General features: G+C 69.7%; 16 protein-coding genes. 4 read left to right on the plus strand and 12 right to left on the minus strand.

All coding sequences use genetic code 11. The features are described from left to right. Positions 1 to 96 precede the first annotated feature (96 nt). Positions 97 to 1,383: an amidohydrolase gene (locus ACZ67T_RS30915; RefSeq protein WP_469988283.1), complete on the minus strand. Its 1,287-nt coding sequence runs from the start codon at positions 1,381 to 1,383 to the stop codon at positions 97 to 99. Further along, positions 1,380 to 2,672, minus strand: coding sequence for an MFS transporter (locus ACZ67T_RS30920; RefSeq protein ID WP_469988284.1), 1,293 nt, complete (start codon positions 2,670 to 2,672; stop codon positions 1,380 to 1,382). Before ACZ67T_RS30920 ends, ACZ67T_RS30915 begins: the two co-directional genes overlap by 4 nt. Before the next feature lie 117 nt (positions 2,673 to 2,789). Between ACZ67T_RS30920 and ACZ67T_RS30925 the strand changes: the two genes are divergently transcribed. Then, a complete protein-coding gene (locus tag ACZ67T_RS30925; RefSeq protein WP_469988285.1) occupies positions 2,790 to 3,839 on the plus strand; it encodes an Lrp/AsnC family transcriptional regulator in 1,050 nt (349 codons plus the stop codon). 488 nt (positions 3,840 to 4,327) lie between these two features. Here ACZ67T_RS30925 and ACZ67T_RS30930 read toward each other — a convergent pair whose 3' ends face one another. Next, positions 4,328 to 4,630 (minus strand): DUF1876 domain-containing protein, encoded by a 303-nt coding sequence (locus ACZ67T_RS30930; RefSeq protein WP_469988286.1) that lies wholly within the window; start codon positions 4,628 to 4,630, stop codon positions 4,328 to 4,330. A 128-nt stretch (positions 4,631 to 4,758) separates the two neighbouring features. On the opposite strand from ACZ67T_RS30930, the gene ACZ67T_RS30935 reads away from it, so the two are divergent. Further along, positions 4,759 to 5,538 (plus strand): DUF72 domain-containing protein, encoded by a 780-nt coding sequence (locus ACZ67T_RS30935; RefSeq protein ID WP_469988287.1) that lies wholly within the window; start codon positions 4,759 to 4,761, stop codon positions 5,536 to 5,538. A gap of 421 nt (positions 5,539 to 5,959) precedes the next feature. Here the strand turns inward: ACZ67T_RS30935 and ACZ67T_RS30940 are convergent, their stop codons facing one another. From ACZ67T_RS30940 to ACZ67T_RS30980, 9 genes are all read right to left on the minus strand, one after another. Next, positions 5,960 to 7,072 carry an ABC transporter substrate-binding protein gene (locus tag ACZ67T_RS30940; protein ID WP_469988288.1) on the minus strand — a complete coding sequence of 371 codons (1,113 nt, stop codon included), beginning with the start codon at positions 7,070 to 7,072 and terminating at the stop codon, positions 5,960 to 5,962. A 189-nt stretch (positions 7,073 to 7,261) separates the two neighbouring features. Continuing rightward, positions 7,262 to 9,052 (minus strand): multicopper oxidase family protein, encoded by a 1,791-nt coding sequence (locus ACZ67T_RS30945; protein ID WP_469988289.1) that lies wholly within the window; start codon positions 9,050 to 9,052, stop codon positions 7,262 to 7,264. Positions 9,053 to 9,446: 394 nt separating this feature from the next. After that, positions 9,447 to 10,301, minus strand: coding sequence for an alpha/beta fold hydrolase (locus ACZ67T_RS30950; RefSeq protein WP_469988290.1), 855 nt, complete (start codon positions 10,299 to 10,301; stop codon positions 9,447 to 9,449). A 111-nt stretch (positions 10,302 to 10,412) separates the two neighbouring features. Beyond that, on the minus strand, positions 10,413 to 11,057 hold the full coding sequence (locus tag ACZ67T_RS30955) for a CoA transferase subunit B (protein WP_469988291.1): 645 nt from the start codon (positions 11,055 to 11,057) through the stop codon (positions 10,413 to 10,415). A gap of 1 nt (position 11,058) precedes the next feature. Then, entirely contained in the window at positions 11,059 to 11,841 is a 783-nt protein-coding gene (locus tag ACZ67T_RS30960; RefSeq protein ID WP_469988292.1) for a CoA transferase subunit A, read from the minus strand. Further along, on the minus strand, positions 11,841 to 12,137 hold the full coding sequence (catC, locus tag ACZ67T_RS30965) for a muconolactone Delta-isomerase (protein ID WP_376612187.1): 297 nt from the start codon (positions 12,135 to 12,137) through the stop codon (positions 11,841 to 11,843). The genes ACZ67T_RS30960 and catC overlap by 1 nt, the downstream gene beginning before the upstream one ends. A 68-nt stretch (positions 12,138 to 12,205) precedes the next feature. Continuing rightward, positions 12,206 to 13,066 (minus strand): catechol 1,2-dioxygenase, encoded by an 861-nt coding sequence (catA, locus tag ACZ67T_RS30970; RefSeq protein WP_469988293.1) that lies wholly within the window; start codon positions 13,064 to 13,066, stop codon positions 12,206 to 12,208. 53 nt (positions 13,067 to 13,119) lie between these two features. Continuing rightward, on the minus strand, positions 13,120 to 14,223 hold the full coding sequence (locus ACZ67T_RS30975) for a mandelate racemase/muconate lactonizing enzyme family protein (protein WP_469988294.1): 1,104 nt from the start codon (positions 14,221 to 14,223) through the stop codon (positions 13,120 to 13,122). Continuing rightward, complete coding sequence (locus ACZ67T_RS30980; protein WP_469988295.1) at positions 14,220 to 15,176, minus strand: LysR family transcriptional regulator; 957 nt, start codon at positions 15,174 to 15,176, stop codon at positions 14,220 to 14,222. The genes ACZ67T_RS30975 and ACZ67T_RS30980 overlap by 4 nt, the downstream gene beginning before the upstream one ends. 333 nt (positions 15,177 to 15,509) lie before the next feature. Between ACZ67T_RS30980 and benA the strand changes: the two genes are divergently transcribed. After that, positions 15,510 to 16,901, plus strand: a complete 1,392-nt coding sequence (gene benA / locus ACZ67T_RS30985; protein ID WP_469988296.1) for a benzoate 1,2-dioxygenase large subunit — start codon at positions 15,510 to 15,512, stop codon at positions 16,899 to 16,901. Next, positions 16,898 to 17,446: a benzoate 1,2-dioxygenase small subunit gene (gene benB, locus ACZ67T_RS30990; protein WP_469988297.1), complete on the plus strand. Its 549-nt coding sequence runs from the start codon at positions 16,898 to 16,900 to the stop codon at positions 17,444 to 17,446. The genes benA and benB overlap by 4 nt, the downstream gene beginning before the upstream one ends. Positions 17,447 to 17,449: the final 3 nt, after the last annotated feature.

Here is a 17,449-nt window from a genome sequence, read left to right on the forward strand (position 1 = left end):
TGGGCGGCGTGCCGCGTGCGGGGCGAGGCAGGTGGATCGGCCACAGGTGAGGGCGCGCCCGCCCGTCACCTGTGGCCGGTCAGCACCGGCTCGTTCTTACTCCCCGTCGGCGAGCCAGGTGCGGGCGGCGCCCAGCAGAGCCCGTACGCCCAGCTCGATCGTCGGGTCCTGGAGCGGCGCGTACTGCGGCGAGTGGTTCATGGGGAGTTCCGCCGGGAGTCCGCGCGTCGCGAGGGCCGCGGGGTCGAGCCCCTCGAACGCGGCCCGGTCGGCGCCGCCGAAGTGCCAGAACACCGACGGCGCACCCAGCTCGGTGCCGAACAGACCGAAGTCCTCGCTGCCGTTGATCGGCTGCGGGAGGATCAGCACGGCCTGTTCGCCGAGGACGTCACGCAGCCCGTCGATCGTGGTGGCGGTGGCGTCCGCGGTGTTCACCGTGAGGGGGAAGGAGTTCAGCGAGGTGATCTCCGGCTCCTTGGGCGCGCCCGACGCCGCCGCCTCGGCCTGCACTATGCGGCGCACGGCGGCAAGAACCTTCTCGCGTACGACGGGGTCCACGGAGCGGATGTTGAGCTTCAGCTCCGCCTCGTCCGGGATGATGTTCTCCTTCGTGCCGGCGTGGATCGAGCCCACCGTCACGACAGCCGCTTGCGAGGCGCCGACCTCACGCGAGACGACGGTCTGAAGGCGCAGCACCACGGCCGCCGCCATCACCACCGGGTCCACCGTCGACTCGGGCGACGAGCCGTGCCCGCCGCGGCCGAACAGGCGCACCCGGTAACTGTCGGACGCCGCCATGAGCGGCCCGGGGCGGGTCACCGCGACGCCCGTGGGGAACGGGCCCACATGCTGGCCGAGGCAGACATCGGGCTTCGGGAACCGCTCCGCGAAGCCGTCGTCGAGCATGTTCCGCGCGCCCTCGGCAGTCTCCTCGGCGGGCTGGAACACGGCGACGACAGTGCCGCGCCAGGCGCCTCGGTGCTGCGCGAGCAGCGCGGTCACGCCGAGCAGGCAGGTGACGTGCATGTCGTGGCCGCAGGCGTGCATCGTGGGGACGTCGTTGCCGTCGCGGTCGATGGCGCGGTCCACGGACGCGTACGGCAGGCCCGTCGCCTCCAGGACCGGCAGGCCGTCCATGTCGGCGCGCAGCAGCACGGTCGGGCCTTCGCCGTTGCGCAGCACGCCGACGACGCCGGTGCCGCCGACGCTCTCGGTGACTTCCCAGCCGGACTGCTCGCGCAGCCGGGCCGCCGCGACGGCGGCCGTGCGGGTCTCCTGGAGCGAGAGTTCCGGGTGGGCGTGCAGGTCCTGGTACAGCTCACGCAGAGCGGGCAGCAGCGCGTCGAGGCCGTCGGTGAGGGAGACGGGGGTGTGGGTGGTCATGCCTTCTCGCTTTCTACGGGGCGGGGGGTGGGGATGCCGTCGGCGGGCTCGGGCAGCCGCAGCGACCGGCGGAAGGCGCCGGTGTCCTGCGGAGTGACGATCGCGACGACGCCGGCCAGGACGGCGCCGAGCACCAGGAAGCCGAAGGCGGCACCGAACCCCATCCGGTCCGCGAGCAGGCCCATCGCGGTCGGCGCGATCACGCCGGCGAACTGGCCGCCGAAGGTGATCAACCCGGCGCCCGCGCCGGTGAGTTCGACAGGCAGGCTGCGCAGAGGCACCGCGTAGACCGGCATGTACGACAGGGACGCGGAGGCGGTGGCCAGGGTCATCCACGAAATGAACGCGACCGTGCTCGACGCGGTGGCCATCAGGATCAGGGCGACGGCGGCCACGCTCATCGACGGCACCACGATCTTGCGGTGATGGCCCTGGAGCCGGTCGGCGAGCCGCCCGCCGATGATCACGGCCCCGGCTGCGGCGGCCGCCGGGATGACGGCGAGTGCCCCGGCGGAGGTCAGCGAGATGCCCCGCTCCTGGCTCAGGTAGGACGGCACCCACGTGTTCAGGCCCCACACGATGATGTCGTAGCCGAAGAACATCGCGGCGAAGCCCCACATGGCGGGGGAGCGCAGCACGATGCGGGCGCGGGTGCCCACGGCCGGGGCGGCACGCCCGTCGTCCCGTGCGAGCGGCTCGGGCAGCCACAGCCGGACCGCCGCGTACACGAACACGCCGACACCGGCGACCGTGAAGAACGCCGAGCGCCAGCCGAAGTGTGTGATGAGAGGAGCGGCGACCAGCGGCGCGACGACCGCGCCGACCGCGTTGGCGGACTGCACGACGCCGTTGGCGCCCATCCGCTGCCCCGGCGTGGTCCGCTCGGTGATCGCCTTCATCGAGGCGCCGGGGAAGATTCCCTCAGCAGCCCCGAACAGGAACCTCACCACCAGCAGGATCGCGAACGACCCGGCGAACCCGGTCAGTGCCGTGAACGCCGACCAGATCAGCAGCGCCCAACAGGTCACCCGCCGGGCACCGAACCGGTCGGCGAGCATCCCGCCGGGAATCTGGCACGCCGCATATGCGAGGAAGAACGCGGAGACAGCGAGTCCCTGCTCCGCCCGGCTGAGGTCGAACTCCTTGCCGATCGAGGGGAGCGCGAGATTGATGACGAGCCGGTCGACATAGTCGATCAGCCAGGCACCGAAGAGCAGTGCGACAGTGATCTTCGCGCCTCGGTCGAGGCGCTCGCTGCTGCGGGACGGGGACGGGGGCGGTGGAGCCACGGGCACTCCTTCTAGAGTGGGCGTGCGATGGCGGTGGAGCGGCTCGGAAGTGGGGAAAGAATCCGGCCGCCGTACGGAACGGGATCCGAAATGCAGGAAAAGGGCAGAGCTGCGGCTGTGGATCCGGATTCCGTCGGGACTCTTGAGGGGATCTCGACCTTCGAGGAGACCGACCTCGCGCTCGTCGACGCCCTGCAGACCGATCCGCGCGCCCCTTGGTCCCGGATCGGTCCGGCCGTCGGTGTCGATGCCACCACCGCGGCCCGCCGCTGGGCGCGCCTGGAGCGGGCGGGCCTGGCCTGGGTAACGGCGTACGCCGGGCCCGCCACCGCGACCGTCGGCTACGTGGAGGTCACCTGCCGGCCGAGGCGCCTCGCCGAGCTGAGCGAGCGGCTCACCGCCCTGCCGTGGGTGGCCAGCATCGAGCACGTCGTCGGTGACTTCGACCTGTTCCTGACCGTCGTCGCCGAAGACCTGCCCGCGCTCGGCCGCCGCATCGGCACGGACCTCGGGATGCTCCCGGGCGTGCGGTCGACCCGCACCCGGCTCGGCGTGCGGATCTACCAGGAGGGCAGCGGCTGGAAGGTGCGGGCCCTGGAGCCGGCGGGTCGCGCCCGGCTCGCCGCGCCCCGCTCGGCCGTCGGTCCCGGCGGCGGCCCGTACACACACGTGTCCCGCGGCGACGTCGACCGCCGGCTCCTGGAGGCCCTCGGCGCCGACGGCCGCGTCGGCTGGGCCGAACTCGCCGCGCGCACCGGCCTGAGCGAGTCCACCGTGCGCCGCCGCCTCACCCGTGAGCTGCGCGACCGCGACATCCTGGTGCGCTGCGATCTCGCCCAGCAGCCGGCCGGATGGCCCGGCATCGCCACGTACCGGGCTGTCGTGCCGCACGGTGAACTCGACGCCACCGGCGGCGCGTTGGCGCGACTTCCGCAGATCCGGCTGTGCGCCTCCGTGACCGGCTCGTGCAACCTGCTCTTCTCGGTGTGGCTGCGCGGGCTCGACGGCATCACGGCCCTGGAGTCACTGCTCGACGAGCGGTTCCCCCATCTGACCGTCAAGGACCGCACCGTCACCCTGCGCACCGCCAAGCGCATGGGCCGCGTCCTGGGGGAGGACGGGCGCGCGGTGGGGCACGTGGCGCTGGGGTTCCAGAGCGTGGTGTGAAAGTGCCGGTCCACAGCGTCCCGTTGAGGACTGCGACCGGCACGGTCGCTTCTGTGGCAGTACGTGGCTGGTCAGCGCACCAGCAGGTCGATTACGTCCGTCAGAACCTCCGCAGATGGCCGGCGGTCTGGTGAACTGCCGGGGCCGTCGCGACGAGCCGGCCGGCAGCGGGGCGAGCGACGCGGGGTCGAGGTCCTCTTGCGGATCAGGACGAAGCTGCGCTCCACCGGACTGAGCGCCTGCACCCGAGGTAGGTATCGGGCCGCCGTCGAGGATGCGCTGCGGCACCTTGTCGTAGGACGCGTCGGTGCGGACGCGGTGGTCGCCCAGGACCTCGGCCCGGCGTGCGCGGCCCCGGCGAACATCCCGTGCAGGGCGCTGAGCGGGGCCACGTCGTGCAGGGCCGCGAAGCCCGCGTCCTCGTTGTCGGTGCCGAGGGATCGTGTGTGCCGGAAGGCTGCGACGCTCAGCCGTGGCGGCGAGGCCGCCTACCTGGTCAGGCCCACGTCGTCCGGCCAGCCATAGGCCGTGCGTGGCGGATCGGGCAGGGCGCCCACTGCCGCCATGTCCCGGTCGGCGGCCTGCATCAGCTGACCGGCCAGGTCGCGCATCGCCCGGCTCGCCGCGAGCTCGTCCCCTATCGCGGGGATGTCCACGTCCTGGGGATTGCAGCGCGCCTTGCCTCGTCCGACCATCTGCGACTTGCCGTCGCCGAGCACCGCCCGGGCTCTCGTGACGCCGTCCTCCTCGGTCAGGTAGACACCGACCTTCCACTCATCGGCGTGTGTCATGACGTGCCTCCTCAGGCTCCGGTCCCCCTGATCCCAGCAGTTTCCAGAATCCCTCCGCGCCGGCTCATCCGGCGATTCCATCCCGTTCCGGTATGGATATACCCATTTCTCGCGGGTAGGGGTCGTGCATGCCCATGCTCGTCGGAACCTCGGGGTGGCAGTACGAGGACTGGCGCGGCGCTCTCTACCCGACCGGCCTGCCGCAGCGGCTGTGGCTGGAGGAGTACGCCCGGCGGTTCGCGACCGTCGAGAACAACAACGCCTTCTACCGGCTTCCGACGAAGGAGATCTTCGGGTCCTGGCGGGAGCGGACGCCTGAGGGGTTCGTCATGGCGGTCAAGGCCAGCCGCTATCTGACCCATATGAAGCGGCTGCGCGACCCCGAGGAGCCGGTGCACCGTCTGCTGGAGAGGGCCGAGGGCCTTGGTGACCGCATGGGGCCCGTACTGCTGCAATTGCCGCCCCACCTCCGGGAGGACCTCGGGGCGCTGGACGCGTGCCTGAGCTGCTTTTCCAGCACGGTCCGGGTGGCCGTTGAACTGCGGCACAGCTCGTGGTGGGACGCGGGGCGGGAGCTTCGGGCGGTACTTGAGCGGCACGGCAGCGCGCTGTGCTGGGCGGATCGGGGATCACTGCCGGTGACGCCGCTGTGGCGTACCGCGTCCTGGGGGTACGTGCGCTTCCACGGCGGCATCGCCCAGCCGCCGCCCCGTTATGGCCGGCAGGCGTTGAAGTCCTGGGCCGGACGCATCGCCGACGCCTGGCCGGACCGGGACGACGTGTACGTGTACTTCAACAACGACCTGGGCGCTGCGGCCGTCGTCGACGCTGCGAAGTTCGCCCGGGCCGCGGCCACGCTGGGCCGGACGGTGAGCCGGACGCCCTCGTCCCTCACGGGCTTGTGCTGACCGGGCGCCGTTTTGGACGGGCCGCCCGTCGAGGCCGAGGGTGAGGATGCCGTCCATGTCGTACGCGATGCGCAGGCCGAAGCCGCGACTGATCCGGCCCGGGCGGTCCTGAAGCCACTGGCAGGCCTTCGCCGAGGCCCTCCGAAGCCGTATCTGCAGGGTCCGGACGGGCGTGACGCACAGTTCGCGGAGTCTGCCGGTGCACGGCTCCAGCCTTGACGGGGACGATCGTCGGCCGCCGGGCCGCGTCCGCATCGAGGTCCCGCACCCGCTGCCCCGTTGTCCTGGCCCTCGCGCGCCGCGAGGCCTACGAGGTGTGTCTGCGGGCGACCGGGTTCAGTGCGGTGGAGCGGGTGCCGTTGCAGGTGCCCGGGGCCGGCGTCCGTGAGTTCGCCGGTCCTCAACCGTCCTCCATGCTCAGTCAGCCTGCGTGGAGGATCCGAAAGCGATCGGGTTCCGCCGGATCCCGGTCCACCACTTGGACCGGCGCCCAGGCCCATTGCCACACGCCGATGCCAGGCGTGCGGGAGAACTTGATCTGCCCGCGGGTGCCTTCGACCGCGACGCGCGGCCAGGATTCGGAGATGCGCGAACGGTCCGGGCCGTGCGCACGCAGCACATCGGCGAGGACGGCGATCGTGTCGAAGCCCTCGAAGGCCACGAAGGAGGGCGCTTCGCCCAGCCGCTCACGGAGTGCCGTGTCGACGCGTGCACCGAGTGGGCTGAGGTGCTCCGGCAGGTAGCGCAGGAACGGGATCCCGGCGCCGTCGTCTCCCAGCAGCTTCGCCCATTCCGCGCACTCCGGTTGTCCCGCCGGAGCACCGATCAGCATCTCGGCGAGGCGCTCGTCCTGGCGTACGGACTTGACGATCGACACGGCCGGTTCCGGATGGCCGACCAGAAGAAGCAGGGCTGTCGCGTGATTCTCGACGAGTGCGTCGCACAGCGCCGCGGGTTCGAGCTCGCGCATGTCGAGTTCGATGACGGTGCCGCCGCGTTGAGCGAGGTTGTCCCGCAGAATGCGGGCGCCGGATGCCCAGTAGACACTCGGCTGGGCTGCTACGGCGATTCGGCTGTGGCCCGCGCCGAGGAGGAAGTCCGCGTATATCTGCCACCCGTGGGACTGCGCCGGAGCGAGGCGCGCGACCCATTGCGTCGGCTGGTCGGTGAGCGCGTCGAGTACCGCTGACGAGCAGAGGTAGGGCATGCCGAGGGCGTCGGCCCTGGCAGCAGCAGTGCGGGCGACGACGCTGTGATACTCGCCCGCCAATGCCGCCACGCCCATGCGAGTCAGTTCGTCCACTGCCGCCGCGGCCTTCTGCGGATCAGCGGCCGTGTCTCGGACCACCAGTTCGAGAGGCTTTCCGGCGATTCCGCCGCCGTCATTGACTTCGCGAACGGCCAACTCGAGTCCGGCGAGGAGGTGTTGGCCTGCCTCGACCCAGCCGGGCCGAGTCAGCGGAACGAGAGCGCCGATCCGGACGGCTGATCCGTCGGTCTGCTCCACTCCAGGCGGTGATGCCGGCGTATTCATGAGTTGGCGCCCCCTGAGCGACGATCCGGTGGCACTTCGTCCGGATCGGATCGCACAGTGCACGTCAGTTGCGCCGAGAGTAGCCGAGCCGGGGCACCTTCGGCGCCCCGTTGAGTGCGCGACCACCAACGACGTGCTCGCCGCCCCGCGGTCCGGGCCCGGGGCGGCGAGCGTCGGTCGAGCGATCCGTCAGTGGCCCGAGCCGGCCGTGTCGTTCGCGCCTTGGTCGTCGTGGGCGACGATCGTCCACGGGCGCATCAGGTCGTCGTCTTCGTGTTCGAGGATGTGGCAGTGGTGGACGTACGTCGCCGGCAACTTGGTGCCGCTGCCGGCCAGCCCCGCGATCTTTTCCGTCGGCGGGTCGAATTCATTGATGACGATTCTGGTCACCGTTTCCGGATAGGACTTGACTGTGTCCTTGCGGGACAGTGCTTCGTCCGGGTCCGGCGGAATCGGCGGACCGGTGAAGTAGTTCGCCAACACAGGCAGGTCCTCCGGTCTGCGGCCGCCGGCGATCCACGTTTCGTATTGGTCCTGGTAGCCGGCCGCGTCGATCGGCTGCCTGTTCAGCACCTGGAAGTTGACCAGGTGGACATGCATCGGGTGGGCGTCGTGGTTGGGATTGATGTACTCCCAGATCTCGGTCGAGCCCGCCTCGATGAAGTCCTCGGACGGCTCCATGAACGGCACCGCGTTGAACGTCATGGTGCCGAAGATCTGGTGCTGATAGAGGACCCATTCCCGTCGGCGCGTGTTCGCCTTCACCTCGATGGGCTCGGATTTCAGCAGCTCGAGCTCCAGGGGCGGCGTTGTCCTGTCTCCGCCTCCGGACAACGGTTTGATGACATGGAATTCCATGACTTCCGAGATTTCCGGTCCGTCGCCGCCGGGGTAGTGCACGGGCGCGTTGAAGTTCGTCAGCGTGACCTTCGTGCCCATGGGCAGCTGGCTGAAGTCGACGATCAGGTCGTACCGCTCGGCCGGTGAGATCAGGAAGCTGAGCATGCGCAACGGGTCGCGGAGGCCGCCATCGGTGCCGATCAGCCAGAACGGCAGGACGGGCTGGGGCAGTACGTCCTCGGGGACGTCGAACCGCAGCCGCCAGAAGCGCTCGTTCGAAGCGTTGAGAACGCGCAGCCGGTAGCGTCGCTTCTCGACCGCCAGGAAGGGGTATGCCTTCCCGTTGACGACCGGGGTGTCCTCGCCCTGCTGCAAGGTCATGGTGTAGGCGAGCGAGCCGTCCCGGTGGAAGGTCCTGTCCTGCAGGATGAGGGGGACCTCGAACTCGCCTTGCGGCAGTCCGAGCCGATCGTCGGCGGGGTCGCGGATGAAGTAGAGACCGGCAAGGCCCGCGTAGAGGTTGACACTGGTCATCCCCATGCCGTGGTCGTGATACCAGAGCATGCAGGAACGGTCGTGGTTGGTGTAGCCGCAGATCGCCTCGTTGGGTTCGACGTGCCGCGGGTCCAGGGTGGTGTAGGACTCGGCGTGGATGCCGTCCGGGCTGAACGACTGGAGCGGCATGCCGTCGGACTGCGGCGCCGTGAAACCGCCGTGCTGATGTACGACGTTCCACACGTTGACGTTCTCGGGGAACGGCTGCATCGGCTTGTAGGGCGGCGGAGGGGTCGGGGTGAGCTGGGGGTCCCCGTTGCGAATTTTGTCGATCACGAACTGGAACAGGTGGGTGGTCGGCAGGTGGTTGCGGTACTTGACGACCGTCGGATGGTCCCGGGTCACGTTGAGGGTCGGCCCCAGATATCCCATCCCGATCGGCCTGTGAGGGTCGTGCGGGTTCGCGGCCCAGTAGCCCCACACCTTGGCCGGCCCGAGATCCCGGTGGAAGCGCCACGAGCCCGGCCGCATCGTGATGTCGTAGAAGTCGGCGCCCGGATAGGCGGAAGGATCCGAGACGGCTTCCATCGGGATGGGCAGCGGGTCGACGAACTTCCTCAGCTTGGGGGTGTGCGGAATCGGCATGTCCGCTGACCCGTGGCCGTGACCGTGACCGTCCGATGCGGACGCCTGCCCGGCCGCACCCCGTGGAAGCAAGGCCGCACCGCCCATGGCACCGGCCATGAGGAATCTCCGTCGCCCAACCATTGTCTCCAGCCTTTCGTCGCCTCGCGTGACGATGAATTGATACAGGGCTGGTTCGGAACGTTGCCGGAGCGTGTCGGTCCGGACCGAGAAAGCCACTCGTTGAGCCGATCTCGGCAGGAATTCGGAAGGTATCGGGATTGGAATCGAATTATTACCGCCCCTGAGCTGATGTGCTGACCATTCTGCTGGTCCGTCACATTCGGCTGAGAGGGGGGCTGTTGGTCCAATTCATCGCCTTTTTCCATGCGTCGGTCGCCTCAGTTTTTCCCATTCAATACTGCGGCCCTTTCGGGACACCGGCGGAATCTGATACCTCGGGCATGCCGATGTCCATGTGCCCGTGCCGGGAGCCGGTCGCACGGAGATGCGTGCTCAGCGCCGCGCCGACAGCCTCGGGCCGCTCGACCGCGAGATGCCCGACGGCGAATGCCCGCAGGGTCGCATCGGCGATCCCGTCCACGAGTTCCCGGGCGTGATCGAGAGGGGTGGCGATGTCGAGAGAGCCGCCGACGACGAGAGTGGGAGCGGCGATGCGGGCCAGGTCGGGGCGCAGGTCGTAGGCGCCGAGTGCGTCGCAGCAGGCTGCGTAGCCGACCGGATCGGTTTCGGCGAGGTCCCGCAACAGAGCACGCCCGAGAGGGGTTTCGGCAGTCCTCGGATCGCCGAACCAGCGGCCCGCGCTGGTCTCCAGCACCGGCCCGATGTCATAGCGCCGCACGAGGGCGGCACGCTCCTGCCAAGGCTCCGGTGGCCCGAAGTGGGCGGAGGAGCAGAGCAGTCCCAGCGAGCTGACACGTTCCGGGTGGTGGACCGCGAGATGGGCCCCGACCGCGCCGCCCAGCGAGATACCGGCGTACGCGAACGACTCCCAGCCCTGCGCGTCCGCGAGCCGCAACACCTGTGTCGCCAATGCGGCGACGCTCGCCGTGCCGTCGTGTGGAAGGAGGTCCGCACGCGAACACCCGTGCCCCGGAAGGTCCCAGCGCAGAACGCGGTGTGACCGCACGAGAGTGGCCAGTTGTGGACTCCACACGTGCAGGGACGTGCCGAGCGACGGGCCGAGGACGAGCGGGGGAGCGCCGGGCGGACCGTCGAGTACATGGTGCAGGAGATGAGGCTGAGCCACGCGGAATCCCTGAGTGCTGTTCGAGGAGGGCTGTGCGGAGACGTTCTCAGGAGGGACATCAGCCGATCGGGGTGCGGACCCCGTCGACGATGCGGACGCCCGCCAGGCGGCTCACCGGACCACCTCCGGGATGTGGATCCTGGCGCCGGTCTTGGCGACGACCTCGTCCACCGTCACGTCCGGCGCCAACTCCACCAGGTGCACCCCGTCTTCAGTGATGTCGAGGACCGCCAGGTCGGTGATGATTCGGTCGACGCAGCCCTTGCCGGTGAGGGGGAGCGTGCAGGCGTCGACCAGCTTCGGCGAGCCGTCCTTGGCCGTGTGGGTCATGGTGACCAGCACGGTGCGGGCGCCGTGGACGAGGTCCATGGCTCCGCCGATCCCGGTGATCATCTTGCCGGGGACGGCCCAGTTGGCCAGGTCCCCCGTCGCGGAGACCTGCATCGCGCCGAGGACGGCGACGTCGATGTGGCCACCGCGGATCATGCCGAAGGAGAGCGCCGAGTCGAAGTACGAGGCGCCGGGCAGGACCGTGACGGTCTCCTTGCCGGCGTTGATCAGGTCGGGGTCGACCTCGTCGTCGGCCGGGTAGGGGCCGGTGCCCAGGATGCCGTTCTCGGACTCCAGGATCACCTCCACGCCCGCCGGAAGATGGTTCGGGATCAGCGTCGGCAGGCCGATGCCGAGGTTGACGTACTGCCCGTCGCGCAGTTCACGGGCGGCACGTGCGGCCATCTGTTCGCGTGTCCAGGCCATGTCAGTTGCTCACCGTTCCTCGTGCCGCAGGCGCGGAGATCGTGCGCCGCTCGATGCCCTTGTCGACGGCCTGCGCCGGGCTCAGCTCGACCACGCGCTGTACGAAGATGCCCGGCAGATGCACCTGGTCCGGGTCGAGGACGCCGGGCTCCACCAGCTCCTCCACCTCGGCGATCGTGACGCGTCCGGCCATCGCGGCGAGGGGGTTGAAGTTGCGGGTGGACTTGTTGAACACGAGGTTCCCGTGTCGGTCGCCCTTCGCGGCGCGGACCAGCGCGAAGTCGGTGCGAATGCCCCGCTCCAGCACGTACTCGACACCGTCGAAGACGCGCACCTCCTTGGGCGGGGAGGCGAGTGCGACGCCGCCGGTGCCGTCGTAGCGCCAGGGCAGACCGCCGTCCGCGACCTGGGTGCCCACCCCGGCCGGGGTGTAGAACGCCGGGATTCCGGCGCCGCCCGCGCGCAGCCGCTCCGCGAGCGTGCCTTGCGGGATCATCTCGACCTCGATCTCGCCGGCCAGGTACTGGCGGGCGAACTCCTTGTTGGCGCCGATGTAGGAGCCGGTGACCCGGGCGATCCGGCCCGCCGCGAGCAGGACGGCGAGGCCGGAGTCCATCGCGCCGCAGTTGTTGGACACCACGGACAGACCGGTGGTGCGCTGCTCATGCAGCGCCTTGATCAGTACATTCGGCACTCCGCTCAGTCCGAAACCGCCCACCGCCAGGGACGCACGGTCCCCGACATCGGCGACGGCCTGCCCGGCCGACGCGACCACCTTGTCCATCAGGCGGCCTCGCCCGTCGCGGCGATGTCCGACGGGTGCAGCGCCAGCGGGGTGACCTCGATCTCCATGTACGGGAACAGCGGCAGGCCCCACAGGATGTCGTGCAGCTCGTCGTTGTCCCGGACGTCGAAGACGCTGAGGTTGGAGTACTGGCCCACGCAGCGCCAGATGTGCGGCCAGACGCCCTTGCGCTGGAGTTCCTGCGAGTACGCCTTCTCGCGGGCGATCGTGTCCGCGCGGACGTCGGGGTCGAGATCGTTGGGTATGCGGACGTCCATCTTCACGGCGAACAGCACGGCGGGCTCCTTGAGTTACGAGGTGGGGCGGGCGCGCCCCGGAGGCCGGGCCCCCGGGGCGGGGCGCGTCAGGCGCGGTCGAGCACGAAGTCGTACGTCACTTCGTTGCCCTTACCGGTCCCGGCCGGGGAGGGGTCGAGGACGAGTTCCGGCTTGACGGCCTGCGCGATGTCGTCCTCCACATGGTTGCCGCCCTTGAAGTAGAGCTGCGTGGTGATGAGGTGGTGGCCCTCGGCGGCGACCTTCAGGTGCAGATGGGCCGGGCGCCAGGCGTGCCAGCCGGCGGCGGAGATGAGGTTGCCGCAGGCGCCGTCGGTGGGGATCTGGTAGGGGGCCGGCTCGATCGTGTGGATCCTGAAGTTGCCCTGGTCGTCGGCGGCGACGGTGCCGCGCAGGTTCCACTCGGGCAGACCGGGGGCGTACTGCGAGTAGAAGCCGTCGTCGTCGGCGTGCCACATCTCGATCGTCGCGCCGGGCAGGGGAGTGCCGTCGACCGAGGTGACCTGGCCCTGGAACAGGAGGGGTGTGCCCTTCTCGTCCGGGCGCATCGGGAGGGTCGCCTCGGCCGGCAGCTCCGGGGAGTCCGGCACGTAGTAGGGGCCCTCGATGGTGCCCTTGGAACCCTCGCGGCTCTCGTTGGCGACCTCCTCGACGACGTGCTCGATCCACACGTCGAGGAAGAGCGGCCACTCGCCGTCCTGGCCGACCTGGATCAGCCATGCCTTGAGGGCGTCGTACTCGGCGTAGGTGACCTTGTGGCGGCGGATGATGTCGTGGACGGACGTGATGAGTTCCGAGGCGAGGGTGTCGACACGCTCCTGGCTGCTGGACGCGCCGGAGCGGGCCTTCTGGGCGAACGCGGCGGTGGCGGCGTTCCCGGACGCGGCGGCGGTGGCCTGCTCCTGCTCGGCTTCGGTGAACGTGCTCATGATGCGGCTCCGATCGGTAGGGGTGTGACAAGTCGCAGGTGTGGAACGGGAGTTCAGCTGTCCTGGCGGTAGCGGGTCAGCTTCTCGGGGTCGAGTTCGATGCCCAGGCCCGCGCCCTCGCGCACCCGCAGTGTGCCGTCGCGGATCTGCAGGGGCTCGGCGAGCAGGTCGTCGCTCATGTCGAGGTAGTTGGAGAGCTCGCCCGCGCGGCGCGAGGTGGCCTCGAAGGCCGCGCCGAAGGCGACCGAGCACAACGAGCCGATCTGACCGTCGATCTGATTGCCCATCACCACTTCGACGCCGAGGCCCTCGCACTCGAACAGCACGCGCTGGGAGTGGCTGAAGCCGGTGCGGGCCGTCTTGATGCTGATGGCGGTGGCCGAGCCGCCGAGGAGTTCACGCGTGACCTCGCCGGGGCGGGTGGCGCTCTCGTCGGCGACGAAGGGGACCGGGCAGCGTTCGACGAGCCAGCGCCTGCCGAGCACGTCGTCGGCCGGGCACAGTTCCTCGGCCAGGGTGAGGTCGAGGTCGTCCATGGCGCGCAGGGCGCGGGCCGACTCGGAGGCGGTCCAGCCGCGGTTGCCGTCGACGTACAGCTCGACGCCGTCGCCGAACGCCTCGCGCAGCGCCCTGCAGACCTCGACGTCGAGCCGGTAGGGGCGCCGGCCGACCTTCACCTTGAACGTCGTGATGCCGTAGGTGTCGCGGACCTGCTGCGCCTCTTCGACCATCTGGGCCGGGGGTGCGAAGCCGAGCATGTGCGACACGGCCATGAACTCGCCGTATCCGCCGAGGAGTTCGGTGACGGGCAGGCCGGCGGCCTGGCCGACGATGTCCCACAGTGCCATGTCGACGGCGGCCTTCGCCGTCGGGTTCCCGACGGTCCGGTTCAGCTTGGCGTGCACGGCCTCGCGCCGGGTGGGCGCCATACCGAGCAGCTGCGGCTCGAAGATCTGCCGGATCACGGCGACGATGGACTGCTGGGTCTCGCCGTAGGTGAAGGGCCGGGGCGGTGCCTCGGCCGTGCCGGTGAGGCCGGCGTCGGTGTGCACCCGTACCAGGACGTGCTCGGCGGTGTGCACCTCGCCGCTGGCGAACTTCAGCGGCTTTCGGTAGGGGATGGCGAAGGGGATCGCCTCCACTGCGGTGATCTTCACGTGGTTCCTCTGTGATTCTGTGCACCGGCCCGGCTGGGGGCGGTGACGTCCGGGGCAGCGTCGCCGGCGGGGAAGGCGTCGGCCGCCGTGAGGGCCGCGAGGACGGCCGCGAGCAGCGGTGAGGTGTCGCCCGTGCGCCAGGCGAGGGCGAGGCGGACCCGCTCGGCGTCCGGGACCGGCCGGAACACGACCCCGTCCCGGTTGACGGACCGCACCGAGTCGGGCAGCAGCGCCACCCCCAGACCCGCGGCGACGAGAGCGAGAGCCGTGGACGTCTCCGTCACCTCGTGGGCGGTGTGCGGATGGAAGCCCGCGGTCAGACAGCTGCTGATCACCGCGTCGCTGACGATGGAGCGGGACGTGGCGGCGTACATGATGAAGTCCTCGCCGCGCAGCCGCTCCAGGGGCACCTCGGGTGACTCGGCGAGCCAGTGGTCCTCCGGCAGCACCAGGACGAGCGGCTCCTGCGCGATGTCGCGGCAGGTGATGCCCTCGCCCCTGACCGGCGGCCGCAACACCCCGATGTCCAGGCGCGACTCGGAGAGCGCCTCCTCCTGGGCCGGAGTGAACATCTCGGTGTGGACCTCCAGGGCCACTCCGGGCAGCTCGCGCTTGACGATCCGGGCGAGCTCCGGCAGATGCCGGTAGCCGGCCGAGCCGGTCAGGCCGATCCGCAGGATGCCCTCGGCGCCCTGCGCGAACCGCCGGGCCCGGGCGGCCGCCTCGTCGACGGAGCGCAGGATGCGCACGACGTCGGTGTGGAACACCTCGCCCGCACCGGTCAGGCCGACCTGGCGGGTGGTGCGGTGGAACAGCGCGACCCCCAGTTCCGCCTCCAGCTGCCGGATCGCCTGGGAGAGCGGCGGCTGCGCCATGCGCAGCCGCTCGGCGGCCCGCCCGAAGTGCCGGGTCTCCGCGACGGCGGCGAAGTACCGGAGATGGCGCAGTTCCATGAGGGCCTCCACAAACGAAGGGACACGCAGGCGACGCGGACGTGCGGACAAGGCGGATACGCAGACAACGCGGAGTGCGCCGACAGCGCTGACGACACCAGGCCAGGGGTCTTGGGGCGCCCGTGCCTTCGTCGATGCAGCACAGCGTAGGAGCCGTCATTCAGATGGCACAAATACCGAATTCAGCATGATCCATATTTGCTGCATATGAAAAGCACCCTGGGTGGGGACTGGGCAAATGTCCGGGGTGGCACGCCCCGGGCCCTGCCATGGTGCTGAGCACCCGATGAGCCGTGCCGGCGGGCGGCACCTCGCCGGGCATCAGGAGGAGCCATGACCGAAACCTGGGCAGCGGCCCGCAGTGTGCTGAGCGAGGCACTCGTGGAGGATCCCGGAAACGGGGTGTACCGCCTGCGTCGCAGCGCCTTCACAGACGAGCAGCTCTTCGAACTGGAGATGAAGTACGTCTTCGAGGGGAACTGGATCTATCTCGCGCACGAGAGCCAGATCCCGGAGATCGGCGACTACTTCACCACCTACATGGGCCGCCAGCCGGTCGTCGTCTCCCGCACCAAGAACGGCGAACTCACCGCGCTGATCAACGCGTGCAGCCACCGCGGCGCGATGCTGTGCCGCCGCAAGACCGACAACCGGACCACCTTCAGCTGCCCCTTCCACGGCTGGACGTTCAACAACGCCGGGAAGCTCCTCAAGGTCAAGGACCCGCGGGACGCCGGTTATCCCGAGCAGTTCAACAAGGACGGCTCGCACGACCTGACGAAGGTGGCCCGCTTCGAGAACTACCGCGGATTCCTCTTCGGCAGCCTCAACCCGGACGTCAAGCCGCTCGTGGACCACCTCGGTGACGCCGCCAAGGTCATCGACATGATCGTCGACCAGTCCCCGGAAGGCCTGGAGGTGCTGCGCGGCTCCTCGACGTACACCTACGACGGGAACTGGAAGCTCCAGGCCGAGAACGGCGCCGACGGCTACCACGTCTCCGCCACCCACTGGAACTACGCGGCCACCACCGCGCGGCGCACCTCCGGCGAATCGAAGAACGACACCAGGAACATGGACGCGGGCGGCTGGTCCAAGCAGCGCGGCGGCTTCTACTCCTTCGACCATGGGCACCTGCTGTTGTGGACCGAGTGGCTCGATCCCGCCAACCGCCCCCTGAACGAGCGGCGCGACGAACTCGTCGAGAAGTACGGCCAGGCCCGCGCCGACTGGATGATCGGCGTGTCACGCAATCTGTGCCTGTATCCGAACGTCTACCTGATGGACCAGTTCAGCTCGCAGATCCGGCACTTGAGGCCGCTGTCCGTGGACCGCACCGAGGTCACCATCTACTGCATCGCGCCCAAGGGCGAGAGCGTCGAGGCCCGCGCGAACCGCATCCGCCAGTACGAGGACTTCTTCAACGCGACCGGGATGGCCACCCCCGACGACCTGGAGGAGTTCCGCTCCTGCCAGAAGACGTACCAGGCCACCGCCGCCCCCTGGAACGACCTCAGCCGTGGCGCCGCCCACTGGATCGACGGACCCGACGACGAGGCCCGCAAGCTCGGCATCGACCCGATCGCGAGCGGAGTCCGCACCGAGGACGAGGGCCTCTACCCCGTCCAGCACGGCTACTGGCTGGACACCATGAACGCGGCGCTCGCCGCCGAGGACGAGCTGGCCGGGGCGACGCGTACTGAGCGGGAGGGCGACGCACGATGACGACGACCACCGTGCCGGGCGGGAGCGCGGCGACACAGGCTGCCGAGGTCCAACTCCTCGAATCCGTACGACAGTTCCTGTACCGGGAGGCCCGGTATCTGGACGACCGCGAGTTCGAGCGATGGCTGGAGTGCTACCACCCCGACGCCGAGTTCTGGATGCCGGCCTGGGCCGACGACGACGAACTCACCCGCGACCCGCAGACCGAGATCTCCCTGATCTACTACGCGAACCGGGCCGGTCTGGAGGACCGGGTCTTCCGCATCCGCACCGACCGCTCCAGCGCCACGAGCCTGCCCGAGCCGCGCACCGGCCACAACATCAGCAACGTGGAGATCACCGGCCGTGGCGGTGCGGACGGCGAACTGCTCGACCTGCGCTTCAACTGGTTCACGCTCTACTACCGCTACCAGCACACCGACACGTACTTCGGCACCTCGTACTACACGCTCGACCTGTCGGGCCCCGAGCCGGTCATCCGCCGCAAGAAGGTCGTCCTCAAGAACGACTTCATCCACCACGTGGTCGACATCTACCACCTCTGAGTG

It is taken from the genome of Streptomyces sp. NPDC107517, from assembly GCF_055582645.1.

What these genes read in the sequence shown, in the direction of transcription:
- ACZ67T_RS30915 (WP_469988283.1), bottom strand. Translation starts at nt 1,383, where the DNA reads ATGACCACCCACACCCCCGTCTCCCTCACCGACGGCCTCGACGCGCTG.
- benB (WP_469988297.1), top strand. Translation starts at nt 16,898, where the DNA reads ATGACGACGACCACCGTGCCGGGCGGGAGCGCGGCGACACAGGCTGCC.
- ACZ67T_RS30955 (WP_469988291.1), bottom strand. Translation starts at nt 11,057, where the DNA reads ATGGCCTGGACACGCGAACAGATGGCCGCACGTGCCGCCCGTGAACTG.
- benA (WP_469988296.1), top strand. Translation starts at nt 15,510, where the DNA reads ATGACCGAAACCTGGGCAGCGGCCCGCAGTGTGCTGAGCGAGGCACTC.
- ACZ67T_RS30930 (WP_469988286.1), bottom strand. Translation starts at nt 4,630, where the DNA reads ATGACACACGCCGATGAGTGGAAGGTCGGTGTCTACCTGACCGAGGAG.
- ACZ67T_RS30940 (WP_469988288.1), bottom strand. Translation starts at nt 7,072, where the DNA reads ATGAATACGCCGGCATCACCGCCTGGAGTGGAGCAGACCGACGGATCA.
- ACZ67T_RS30935 (WP_469988287.1), top strand. Translation starts at nt 4,759, where the DNA reads ATGCCCATGCTCGTCGGAACCTCGGGGTGGCAGTACGAGGACTGGCGC.
- ACZ67T_RS30980 (WP_469988295.1), bottom strand. Translation starts at nt 15,176, where the DNA reads ATGGAACTGCGCCATCTCCGGTACTTCGCCGCCGTCGCGGAGACCCGG.
- ACZ67T_RS30960 (WP_469988292.1), bottom strand. Translation starts at nt 11,841, where the DNA reads ATGGACAAGGTGGTCGCGTCGGCCGGGCAGGCCGTCGCCGATGTCGGG.
- ACZ67T_RS30945 (WP_469988289.1), bottom strand. Translation starts at nt 9,052, where the DNA reads ATGCCGATTCCGCACACCCCCAAGCTGAGGAAGTTCGTCGACCCGCTG.
- catA (WP_469988293.1), bottom strand. Translation starts at nt 13,066, where the DNA reads ATGAGCACGTTCACCGAAGCCGAGCAGGAGCAGGCCACCGCCGCCGCG.